Raw genomic sequence first — 12323 nt, 5'->3', positions numbered from 1 at the left:
AATCACTCACGATTAAGCTCCTTTTTTAACTGATGCAATTCGTCAGAAGTTAATTCTCTATATTCTCCTTCTTTTAAATCTCCCAGATGTATATTCATTATTCTAACCCTTTTTAATTTTGTCACACGATATCCAAAATATTCACACATTCTTCGAATCTGACGATTTAATCCCTGTGTCAAAATAATACGAAACTGATTTGGTCCCTCTTTTCTCACCTGACAGCTTCTGGTCACCGCTCCTATTTCATCAAGTGGTACCGGTCTTCTCATTCCATCAATAAATTCTTTTTCAATTCTTTTATTTACCGTTACTTCATATTCTTTTTCATGATAATTTCTTGCTTTCATAATTTTATTAGCAGCTTCACCGTCATTGGTGAGTAGAATCAATCCCTGAGAGTCTTTATCCAGTCTCCCTACAGGATATATTCTTACGGGATAATTTATATAATCGATAATATTATTTTTTTCAATTTTACTTGATGTACATACAACTCCTTTAGGTTTATGAAAAGCCAGAAATACCAGATCTTCCTGTATGGAAATCGGTTTTCCTTCAAATGTCACTTTTTGTCCCGGCAATACCCGGGTTCCACTGACAGCTGGTATTCCATCAACCAAAACCTTCCCTTGTTCAACATAAACATCTGCCTGTCTTCTGGAACAGACTCCCGCCTGACTTAAATACTTGTTAATCCGAACGGATTCTTCTGATTTTCTTTTTGTCTCTTTCATAATCTGCTCCTTTTATACAGAACTTTTTCTTTCTTAATTTATCCTAGCACACCATATTAGATAGTAACACACTCTTTCTGAAAATGCAAAAAGGGTATTACATCCGCAATACCCTTTTTTATTATAATTCTACTCCAGTTCAAATCTCTTCTGCAAAAAACCCCAGGTCTCCAAGAATATCTTTTGCCTTTTCAACATCTTTATCATCACCATCGATGGAAACTGTTTTTTCACTTAAATCAACTTCCACCTGTATTCCTTCATCTTCTAATCCATTCTTGATTCTTTCCACACAATGGTCACACATCATATCTTCTGCTTTTAATACTGTCATATTTAAACTCTTCCTCCTACTGTTCCATAGACATAAAGCATTTACAACATTCCGCCGCCTAACATCATAACAGATTTCTTCCCTTTTGGATAGTCCCATATAAAACTTCCGGCTTTTGATACACGATGTTTCTACCTTTCCCATTTTTCACAAAGAGCCAGAATCTGATCAGCAAATTTGGCAAGATCTTTATTTGTGCCATTTTCATTATGATCAATTACTACCTGAAGCCGTTCTCCTGCAGTTTTCAGACGGATAAATGCACTGCTTGCCGGATGTGCTTTTTTCTTAACCAGTTCTTTTGTTCCCCATGCAATCCATCTTCCTGATATCAAATCAAAAACATCTCCACTGAAAGGTGCCTGGGCATCAATCCCATGTTCATCTTTCAAACATTCTGCGAACATATCACAAACTTTATCTTCACCATGGACAACAAATACTTTTTCCGGTTTCTTTTTAAACTCTTCCACCCATCGAATCAATCCATTTTTATCTGCATGCCCGCTAATTCCTTCCAGACGTAATATTTCTGCTTTTACAGAAATATTTTCTCCGAAGAGTTTTACCTCTTTAACACCTTCCACCAAAGCTCTTCCTAATGTTCCATAAGCCTGATAACCTACAAACACAATACAGTTTTCAGTTTTCCAAAGATTATGCTTCAGATGATGTCTGATTCTTCCTGCATCGCACATTCCAGATGCTGAAATGATTACTTTAGGCTCCTGGTCAAAATTTATGGCTTTGGATTCATCTGTGGTAATGGATAAATGAAGATTTGAAAACGTAATAGGATTGATTCCTTTTTGTACCAATTCCATGGCCTCTTCATCATAGGTGTCTTCCACATCACTGTTAAAAATCTGAGTAGCTTCAACTGCCAAAGGACTATCTACGATTACTTTAAAATCTCCATGATTTTTTACCAGATTATCCTCTTTAATCTGTCTGATATAATATAACAATTCCTGCGTTCTTCCAACTGCAAATGATGGAATCACCACATTTCCTCCCCGATCAAAGGTTCTTTGGATAACTTCCGCCAATTCATCTACATAATTAGGATGTTTTCCATGAAACCGATCACCATAGGTAGATTCCATAATAATATAATCGGCTGAGTCTGTATAGTGCGGATCCTTGATCAGCGGTTGATTATAATTCCCAATATCGCCAGAAAACACAAGTTTTCGTTCATTATCCTCTTCCCTAAGCCATACTTCAATACTAGAAGACCCTAAAAGATGCCCTATGTCGGTAAATCTTATCTCTATTCCATCATACAGCGAAATTTTTTTATCATATGGACAAGCCACAAAATAATTCATGACATTTATTGCATCTTCAACAGTATAAACCGGAACAACTTCAGCTTTTCCTGATCTTCTGGCTTTTCTGTTTCTCCACTCTGCTTCAAATTCCTGAATATGTGCACTATCACGAAGCATGATCTGACATAAATCTGTCGTTGCTTTAGTTGCATATATTTTCCCACGAAATCCTTTTGCATAAAGCATTGGCAACATTCCGGAATGATCAATATGAGCATGGGTCAGAAGAACAAAATCTATTTTTGCCGCACTAACCGGCAGTTCAGCATTTTCATAGATATTCTGTCCCTGCTCCATTCCAAAATCAACAACAAATTTCTTGCCGCAGGCTTCCACATAGTGACAGCTACCTGTAACTTCATGATCAGCTCCAATAAACATCAGTTTCATAAGTCATACCTCCTCGGAAATATAAACTGGACCAACTGGTATTATACTGCGCAGGCATTCATACTGTTCTAAAATTTTTTCCGCATGATACCCAAAAAATACCTGTGTCAAATCACCAATAGATATTTTGGAAATCCCTTCTTTCTCCTCGATTCTTCTAATTGTCATTTTCTGTTCCGTATCCTGATATTCAAATTGGAAAGTTCCCTGATTATCTTTTATCAAAGAATCTTCCACTAATATCTGAAACCGAAAACTTTCGTCTCCTTTCAAGTACTTTTCCCATGATTGTAATGATGTAATTCGTGCCATAATTTTGGGATTATTTTCTCCCTGAAGCAAATTTCCACCTGTTATTTCAATTTCACGACCTGGATAATACATTTGAATCTGTTGTAACATCTTCTCCGGCTTAATTGAAAATGCCCAGCGAAGAAAAACCGTATCCTCTTCCAACCCCTGTGCAAAAACTCCGGCTATTTCTCCGTTTCTTTTCCAGACCATCAGGCCTCCATCACAGCTATTACTTTCTTTCTCAGTTAATTTTAGATATTTTATATCCGGTATTGTATATACTCCGTATTCTTCCATAAATGAGGTTAAAAAGACCGATATATCCTCATACTCTTCTTTTGCCGCTGGAAGAATTTCTCCCTCTCGTTTTGCTTCTTTTCCTTTTACGACAGTTTCATTCCAATCCATAATAAACACAAAATCAAACGGCTCATAATAAGCTCTATTTGCAGGCATTAAATAAGTAAAAGGCTGCCTTTGTCCTGCCATATCATTCAAACACTTTTTAAGCATTTTTGCCATGATTCCCTGTCTTCGAAATTCTTCTCTGACAGCAACTGCAACAATATAATTTAATTTCTGTTCTTCAATTCCAATCTTTATATTATATGGATTTAAATGTATCATCCCCTTAATTTCATCATCTTCTGCAGCTAGCAAAACCTGATTATGTGGATAAATCTCTCTAAAATAATATTGGGCAAACGCTTCTGGATCTTCAAATATTTGCTGATACATCTGATAAATTGATTCTTTATTTTCTTTCCTGTCATAAAATAAATTCATGTCATTTCCTTTCTGTCAAAAGACAGACTGCATTTGAACTAATTCCCAGTCCTTCTCCTGTAAATCCCAAATGTTCTTCCGTTGTTGCCTTCACATTCACCTGATCTTCTGTCACCTTTAATACTTTACTGATGTTTTTCTTCATATCAGGAATAAATGATGCAAGTTTTGGTTTTTGCGCAATAACTGTTGCATCAACATTTTCTATTTTATATCCTTTTTCTTCCACAAGCCGTACTACTTCTTCCAAAAGTTTCATACTGTCTGCATTATGAAATTCCGGATCCGTGTCTGGAAAATGCTTTCCGATATCACCTAATGCTGCCGCTCCCAGCAATGCATCACTAATGGCATGCAGCAGTACATCTGCATCAGAATGTCCCAAAAGACCTTTTTCATAAGGCACATGAATTCCGCCAAGAATTAAATCTCTGCCTTCAACCAGTTTGTGTACATCGTATCCCATTCCAATCCGCATATTCCTTCTCCTTCTAAATGATTTTTTATATATTTTATTATACCACACATCTACCAATAAAAAGAAAAAAGATGTATTCTTATGAATACATCCTCTGTTAGTAGCGATGAGCAGATTCGAACTGCTGACACTACGGGTATGAACCGTATGCTCTAGCCAACTGAGCTACATCGCCATATTAAACTATAAATCCACTTTCATGGAGTGGGACCAACAGGGCTCGAACCTGTGACCCCCTGCTTGTAAGGCAGGTGCTCTCCCAGCTGAGCTATGATCCCATCGACTTAATGTCTCTCTTGCCTCGCGACAAATAATAATATACATTTTTTTCATTCAAATGTCAACACTTTTTTTCATTTTTTTTAGTTTTAATCTTAGAAATGGCAGAAACACGTGGTTTCTGCCATATTTATTTTTATTTCATCCGATTCATTTTATTTGGTTCAATGGTAACTGTTTTTGAAAAAGAACAATTTATAGCTTCTTTTTTTACTTCTTCTATCACATTTTTCAATCCTACATCAAATTTTATTCCATTATGGATGTCGCAAACTATAACTTTATCATTAATATCCAAAGAAGAAACTGTCACAAATTGATCTTCCTGTACCAATTTCCCCTTTTTTAACGGAACAACTAACTGATAATTCTTTTGCAGAACTGATTTCATATCATTATATAAAAAAATAAATTCTTTGCTTGGCTGTTCAGGTATCTTCTTTTTATGTTTCACCTGTTTGAATATTTCCCAGAACGGTCCTCCTGCAGATGCTTCTTTTGCCTGTTTTATAATGCTTTTCAAAGGATATTTATAATTGCATCTCTGTCTGCTGCCTACATCTGCCACTGTAACCTGGTCATTCTTATCAATTCCAACTAAAACAATAAAATGTCCATTATTGGTAAAATATCCCGGACCCATCAATGCTACTACCGGATGTTTTTTTAATAATGCCTTTCGAATCGCTTCATAATCAGTTCCAAGACCTTTACATTTCAGCTTGTATTCTTCGGCCATTTGGGGCACCATCTCATGTACGGCTCCATCACCGCTGTAATAGCCATGCTTATACGCCCAGATAGTTGTATCCAACGGGGTAATCCATTTCCCTGTTAAAGAAGAAATACAAACAGCCATTGCTGTTGGCCCACATCCGCTGCTACGGATTTGATATCCATTTTCATTCCATGCCTGATCTGCCTGATTAAAATAAACAAATCCATTAATATATTCTTTATAATCCTTCATCTTCAATCTTGTATCATTGTAAATCCTAGGAATAACCTTCTTAACTTTTTTGTTATCTTCCTTTGTTTTAACTTTTTTGGTTTTAACTTTTTTTGAAGATGCTATATTGGCTGAATGTTTTTTCCTTTCTGTTGTTTTTGTTTCCGTTGTTACCTTTGATTCTGACTGTGTTGTTGATTCTTTTTTCTGTTCCGTTGTTACCTCTGTTGTGACTTTCTCCTCTTCTGTTGTCTGATATTCTGTTGTTGCATCTGCCTCAGAAATCTCCTGTGCATTTGCAATATATTTTGAGTTTAAAGCCATAATCATGCATAAAGCCATACATACTCCTGCTTTTAAAAATCTATTCATAAGTCTCCCCCTTGTTTATCAATGGCTATCATACCACTATTACTTTTTCTGTCAAGTTTTCATTGTAATATAATCAACTGCTGATAATCTGACTGCCTTCCTTTTTCTTTTTAATAATAATCTGCCGATCAATTCTTTCTTTTAATTCTTCTACATGAGAAATGATTCCAATCATTCTCTGCTCTCCTGCAAGATGTACTAAAGTATCAATTGCCTGATTCAAACTCTCATGATCAAGTGCACCAAACCCTTCATCTACAAAAAGAATATCTATCTGAATTCCACCTGCATAACTTTGAATCACGTCTGACAACCCCAAAGCCAGACATAACGCCGCTTTAAATGATTCTCCTCCTGAAAGTGTCCGAACAGATCTTTTCTTTCCTGTGTAATAATCCAATACTTCTATTTCCAAATGATCTTTTTTTCTACCGTCGCTGACATTTTCCTGACGATACATCTCATACCTTCCATTTGTCATTTTCCGAAGTCTTAAATTAGCAGCTTTCAATACATCCTTGAAATATGAAATCAATACAAATTGTTCCAAATTAAGCTTTAAATGATTCGAACCATTAATTAATCGATCCACATCTCCTATTATTCCATATTTCTTTTCCAGATTATCTCGTTTTTTTAGTTTTTCTTTTAATGAACTTCCCGCCAGACAAAGTCGATCTAAGTATACCAGTTTTTCTTCTTTCTGTTTTTTTAGCTTAAACTGCTCTTGATGCAATTGCTCTCTCTGCAGTTTTTGATTTTCAACAAAAGACTGTTCAGGAAGTTGTTTTTGCAGATGTTCCAGTTTAAGCTGGGCATCTTCAAGCAAAACTTTTTTCCTTGCGTAATCGACTGTATCATTCTCTGCATTTTTCAAAACCTTTTCAAGTTCCTTTTCAAAAGATTCTATTTCCTTCGATAACTGCGCATCTTCCCTTCGCATTTTATCTTCCTCTTTTAAAAGTTCCTTGATTTCCATAGGAAGTCCATCTATTTTACCGCATAACAGTGCAAACTCTCTTTGTATCTGCTGATATAAAGACTCTTCATCTGCTACATTAAGTTTCTCCCTTCTATTCCATCCATCATTCCATTCTGGTTCTTCCGGTATATCTTTTTGCAGCTCTATTAACATCCGTTCTTCAACTGAAATTTTTTCCTGATATTCCATTAACTTCTGATAACATTCATGAAAATCTTTCTGGATCGTTTCAACCAGGAGAGCCTGTTGTTCCACATCCTTCTGCTTTGGTGCATTCTCAACTGTGTTTGCCTTTTGGGGATGATGAATCGAACCACAGACAGGACAGGGTTGTCCGTCTTTCAATTCTGCTGCAAGAATTCCCACATTTGCTGCAAAATATCTGGACTGCATTTTAGACAGCTTATTTTTTTCTGATAATAAATTCTCATCAGCATTCTGATATTTTTCTTTCCATCGGTCTAACTGTTGTTTGTCTGTTAGCAATTGTTGCTGCATCTGCTGTTGCTTTTTAACTATTTCTTCCCACTTCTGGTGCTTTGCAACAGCACATCGTATTTTTTGCTGTTCCAGTTTCTTTTCTATTTCTCCTTTTTGAACTATCAGCAATTTTCCTTTTTCCACCCGTCTAAAAGCATCTCCTAAAATCATTCTCCGTTCTTTCTTTTTTTGGATTTCAATCATCTCAGTTTTCATTAATTCAGCTTTTTCTTTGGAATGATTTTTTCGGTCCTTAGCCTCTTCTGCCTCAATTTTCAAATAATCTGCTTCAGATTCTGTTTTACGGACCCGCTCTTGTAAGTCTACAACAGATTGACAAAATTGTTCAATTTTTCTTAACTTCTCCTCTGTTTTTTGGAGTTCTTTTTCTATTTTTTGTTCCTCTGCCGAAATCTGTTTTTTAATAACCTGAACTCTGGAAAAAGCACCATAATAGTCCTTCTTTTCCAACTCAGCATGTATCAGAGGGTCTTCTTCAATCCCGGAAACTGCTTCCTCAATTTTATTTTCCAGTTGAATGATATCATTTTTCAGGCTCCTTGCTTTTTCACCTGCCAGAGTCTGCATTTTCTCATAAATCTGTGTATGAAAAATTGAACGAAAGATTTCTACTCTATCTTTTGATTTTGTTATTAGTAAATCCATAAATTCTCCCTGTGCCAGCATAGATAACTGCTTAAACTGCTGATAATCTACTGACAGAATTTCCCGGATTTTCTGATTTACCTGATTAACCCCTGAAATAACAGAACCATCTTCTAGATATAATACCGCATCCTCTTTTTCTGCGATCATTCCTTCGCCTCTTTTTTTCGGTCTCATATATTTAGGATGTCGTTCCACTTTATATACATTTCTTCCATGAGAAAATTCCAGTATCACATATGTTTCGGTCTGAGGCATAGCAAAATCACTGCGGAGACCGTCTTTTAAACGGGTCTTCCCGCTTACCTCTCCATAAAGCGCATAAGTAATCCCATCAAAAACCGTAGTTTTTCCTGCTCCTGTGGGTCCTGTAATTAAAAACAACTCACCCTTTTGTATTTTGGAGAAATCTATTTTATTGACAGACGGATATGGTCCCCATCCAGATAATTCTAATAATAAAGGTTTCATAATTCTTGCCTTCCTTCCTCAAGAAGTGCCTGCAGACATTTCATTCTTTCCTCTTCAGCCTCACCAAATGTTAATTTCAAAAAACTTTCTGCCATTTCCATTGGTGTTTTCTCTTTTCTTCCGATAATATAATCTTTTTCTTCCGATACCTGATTTTTTTCCATGGTTAATTCCATGAGATTCGGATAAACCATTCTCAGTTTTGCTGCAGGATCCACCAATTCTTCTCGATCTGTCAGACATACCCTAAGATAATCTTCCACATTTTCCTGTCCTGACACCTCAGGGTCAAGCAATTTCTTTATGGGGCCTTTTATGGTTCGCATATCATGTAAAAAACTTAAAGATCTGCTATGAATTTCCATGTTTCCCTTTTCCTTTATATTCACTATTACCACAGATTTTTTTTGAAACTCTTCAGAAAAAGAATATTTTAATGGTGAACCACTGTACCGGATTTCTTCTCTTCCGGCTTTTTGCGGACCATGCAGATGTCCCAAGGCTACATAATCAAATCCAGAAAACAACTCATATGAAATCTGTCCCATACCACCTACAAGTATTTCCTGCTCAGATTCTGATGTTTCCATTGTATTTGCCCCAGTCACAAACTGGTGAGTTACAAGAATATTCCTTGTATCCTTTTTCACACTATGCTCCTCTAGCAGCACTCTCATAGCAGTCTCAGGGCTATCTATTTTTTTATCCTGATAATATGCCTTCACCTGAATTGGTTTAAAAAAAGGAAGCAAATGGATATAAATACTTCCATATGCATCCCTCTTTTCTATTACTTTGATTTTACCGGAAAACATACCTTCTATATAAACATCTCTGTTTTCAAAAAAGTGTTTTCCAAAATCCAACCTTTCTCCAAAGTCATGATTGCCGCCAATGCAACAGACAAATATACCTTTTTCCGACAGTTCTGTAAGAAAACGATCAAAAATAACAACAGCCTCTGCCGGTGGAATACTTCGGTCATAAATATCGCCTGCAATCAATATTCCATCAGCCTCTTCTTCCACTGTAATTTTCAAAATCTGCTGTAAAATGTATTCTTGATCTTTTAACAGATTTATTTCATTCACTGTTTTACCCAGATGTAAATCTGCAACATGAACAAGCTTCATACTTCTCCTTTCTGACTCTATAAAACATATTTTTCAATCGCATATGCTACTCCATCTTCATCATTGGTTTTTGTAACAAAATCAGCAATTGCCTTTAATTCTTCCCTTCCATTTTCCATAACAACACCTATTCCTGCCACTTCGATCATTTTTGTATCATTACCAGCATCTCCGCAGGCCATAATCTGATTCATTGGAATATTAAGATATTGTGCCAGATGAGTCAATCCATCACCCTTGTCACACCCAAACTGATTCATTTCGATATTATTTGTCAGAGAGCTGACAACACTGGCAATATTTAATCCGGTTAATTCATCTATACATTTTTCCCGCTCTTCCATATCATCAAAGAAACCTTGAATTTTTTCAATTCCTTCAGGGTCCTTCTCTATGTATTCTCTAAGGTTATCCACTTCCAGACGAGTCTCATGAACCAATTTATAAATATGCTTTTCTACATTGTAATCCTCCAAATGATTCAGGAATCTTCCTTCCATATAACCCTGTCCATTTTTATAAATATCCTGCGTACAATGATATTTATCCATAACATCAAACAGCTGAAATACTGTTTCTTTCGATAGGTGGTTGGTATAAATAATTTTATCTTCTTCCTTATCATATACTGTAGCCCCATTACAACAAAGTGCAAATCGCACTCCTTCTATATTACGCAGCTCTTCTGGAATCGCCTTAAAAATCCTTCCTGTAGCTGGTACTATCTGTACCCCTTTTGCAATAGCCGCTTTCAATACATCCTTAGTATGCTCTGAAATCTGCTTGTCGCTGTCCAGCAAAGTATTGTCCAAATCCATAGCAATTAATTTAATTTCGCTCATAATCATTCCTCCGTAAAAAAGTAGTTCTGAATATTAATCTGAAGGCTAATATATCCCTGATATTCATTGATCACAGGATAATATGTACACGTAATCAATCGCTTATCCCCCATTTTTTCCCGGAAACTGTCCTCTTCCTCAAAAATCATACCATCAATTCTGGTACCTTGGCTACCCTTTAACGATAATTTAATTACATTTTTACCTTTTCCAAATACCATAACCTTTTCAATTCTTAGTTTTCGATGAGCAAACAGTGGTTTTTTATTTTCTTTCCCAAAAGGCTCCAAAATTGAAAGCTGCTGAATCAAATCTAAATTCAGATAATCTACCGGCATATCAATATCAATATGAACTTTTTTTATAAAATCTTCTTCCTTCAGGCTGCAATTCTCATTGATTTTATCGCGAAATATATTAATCATTTCTTTTTCCATAGAACATCCTGCAGCCATTGGATGCCCTCCAAACTTTGTAAAAACATCACCTATTTTCATCATTTCCTCAAACATGGAATACTGTTCGATTGAACGCCCCGAACCTTTGATTCCTTCTTCAGCATCTGTCAAGACAAAAACAGGATGATGTACACGATCCTTTACACGTCCTGCTATAATTCCCGCGATACTCTCATGGCATTGAGGCAGATAAATTACCAATACCTTGTCCCCTGATTCCAGATATTTTTCTGCCTGTTCAAGAGACTGCTCCACTCCTTCCTCTGTCAGTCTCTTTCTCTGTTCATTTAAGTCCTTTAATTCTTGTGCCGTAACAAGTGCCGTCTCCATATCATTTTCCAGGAACAGGTACATGACTCTCTCTGCTGTATCCAAACGTCCGCTGGCATTCATACATGGACCGATAACAAATCCAAGATCATATGATTTTAAATCTTTATGTTCCATCTCATGCACTTTCAGCAATGCTCTCAGCCCTGTATTTTGAGTTTCAGAAATTCTTTTTAAGCCTTCTTTGACAAAAATACGATTTTCACCTGTCAGATCTACTACATCACATACAGTTGCAATTGCGAGAAAAGCCAGTAATGGTTCCAGCTCCTTCTGATCCTTTCCCATCTCATGATACAATGCACGCATAAACTGAAAAGCCACACCTGCTCCGCACAGATAAGGATATGGATAACTGCACTCTTTTTGCTTCGGATCAATAACCACATCTGCCGGCGGCAAAATTTCTCTTCTGCTTCCATCTTTAAGGATTTCAAAAGGAACCTCATGATGATCTGTTATGATCATAGTAAGTCCATTGCTTTTTCCAAAGGAAACTGCCTCTTTTGCAGCTATGCCATTATCACATGTTATAATAGTATCTACCTGATCTTTTAGAGCTTTCTCTATTAAATGTTCATTAATCCCATACCCGTCTGTCACTCTGTTTGGAATCGTAAAGTCAATTCTTCCACCCAGATTATCAATTCCTTTTAACAAAATGTAATTAGATACAATCCCGTCTACATCATAATCAGAAATAATCCGAATTTTCTTCTTTTCATGAATTTTTTGTTTTAGGATTTCTATTCCTTCCCGTATTCCCTTCATCAGAAAAGGATCCGAGATTTCAGATAAATTTCCATACAAATATTTTCTAATTTCATCTTCCTGGATAATTTCTCTATTACGTATAAGTCTTGCAATTACAGGATCTATATGAAATTGTTTAGCAATCTTCTGAAAATCTGCCTTTTTTTTATATATAAACCACTGTTCCATTTTTCTTCTCCATCATGTCAGAAAAAGAGCACTTAGATATTTCTAAATACTCTTTCTGATACAATT

The 12323-nt window shown here is 36.1% G+C and carries 10 protein-coding genes and 2 tRNA genes; all 12 read right to left on the bottom strand.

What is annotated here, in order from left to right:
* Nucleotides 1-2: 2 nt before the first annotated feature.
* On the bottom strand, nucleotides 3-737 hold the full coding sequence (locus KTB61_RS01000; protein WP_075759112.1) for a pseudouridine synthase: 735 nt from the start codon (nucleotides 735-737) through the stop codon (nucleotides 3-5).
* A gap of 139 nt (nucleotides 738-876) precedes the next feature.
* Nucleotides 877-1071: a heavy-metal-associated domain-containing protein gene (locus KTB61_RS00995; RefSeq protein WP_075759113.1), complete on the bottom strand. Its 195-nt coding sequence runs from the start codon at nucleotides 1069-1071 to the stop codon at nucleotides 877-879.
* A 131-nt stretch (nucleotides 1072-1202) separates the two neighbouring features.
* The gene (locus tag KTB61_RS00990; protein WP_075759114.1) at nucleotides 1203-2795 is read right to left on the bottom strand and encodes an MBL fold metallo-hydrolase RNA specificity domain-containing protein; all 1593 of its coding nucleotides are present in this window, start codon (nucleotides 2793-2795) and stop codon (nucleotides 1203-1205) included.
* Between the two features lie 3 nt (nucleotides 2796-2798).
* Nucleotides 2799-3875 carry a GNAT family N-acetyltransferase gene (locus KTB61_RS00985; RefSeq protein WP_216696626.1) on the bottom strand — a complete coding sequence of 359 codons (1077 nt, stop codon included), beginning with the start codon at nucleotides 3873-3875 and terminating at the stop codon, nucleotides 2799-2801.
* Between the two features lies 1 nt (nucleotide 3876).
* Nucleotides 3877-4353: a 2-C-methyl-D-erythritol 2,4-cyclodiphosphate synthase gene (gene ispF, locus KTB61_RS00980; RefSeq protein ID WP_216696625.1), complete on the bottom strand. Its 477-nt coding sequence runs from the start codon at nucleotides 4351-4353 to the stop codon at nucleotides 3877-3879.
* A gap of 101 nt (nucleotides 4354-4454) precedes the next feature.
* Nucleotides 4455-4528: transfer RNA gene (locus tag KTB61_RS00975), tRNA-Met, on the bottom strand.
* Nucleotides 4529-4558: 30 nt separating this feature from the next.
* Nucleotides 4559-4631, bottom strand: a tRNA-Val gene (locus KTB61_RS00970).
* 137 nt (nucleotides 4632-4768) lie between these two features.
* A complete protein-coding gene (locus KTB61_RS00965; RefSeq protein WP_216696624.1) occupies nucleotides 4769-5953 on the bottom strand; it encodes a C39 family peptidase in 1185 nt (394 codons plus the stop codon).
* 73 nt (nucleotides 5954-6026) lie between these two features.
* Entirely contained in the window at nucleotides 6027-8552 is a 2526-nt protein-coding gene (locus KTB61_RS00960) for an AAA family ATPase (RefSeq protein ID WP_216696623.1), read from the bottom strand.
* Nucleotides 8549-9685 (bottom strand): exonuclease SbcCD subunit D, encoded by a 1137-nt coding sequence (locus KTB61_RS00955; protein WP_216696622.1) that lies wholly within the window; start codon nucleotides 9683-9685, stop codon nucleotides 8549-8551. The genes KTB61_RS00960 and KTB61_RS00955 overlap by 4 nt, the downstream gene beginning before the upstream one ends.
* Before the next feature lie 17 nt (nucleotides 9686-9702).
* Nucleotides 9703-10527 carry a Cof-type HAD-IIB family hydrolase gene (locus tag KTB61_RS00950; protein ID WP_216696621.1) on the bottom strand — a complete coding sequence of 275 codons (825 nt, stop codon included), beginning with the start codon at nucleotides 10525-10527 and terminating at the stop codon, nucleotides 9703-9705.
* Nucleotides 10528-10529: 2 nt separating this feature from the next.
* On the bottom strand, nucleotides 10530-12257 hold the full coding sequence (gene recJ, locus KTB61_RS00945) for a single-stranded-DNA-specific exonuclease RecJ (RefSeq protein ID WP_216696620.1): 1728 nt from the start codon (nucleotides 12255-12257) through the stop codon (nucleotides 10530-10532).
* Nucleotides 12258-12323 lie beyond the last annotated feature (66 nt).

It is taken from the genome of Anaerostipes faecalis (assembly GCF_018982945.1).
GTDB lineage: Bacteria > Bacillota > Clostridia > Lachnospirales > Lachnospiraceae > Anaerostipes > Anaerostipes faecalis.
Note: the sequence above shows the minus strand (reverse complement) of the source record. Positions and strands in the feature narration are given on the sequence as shown.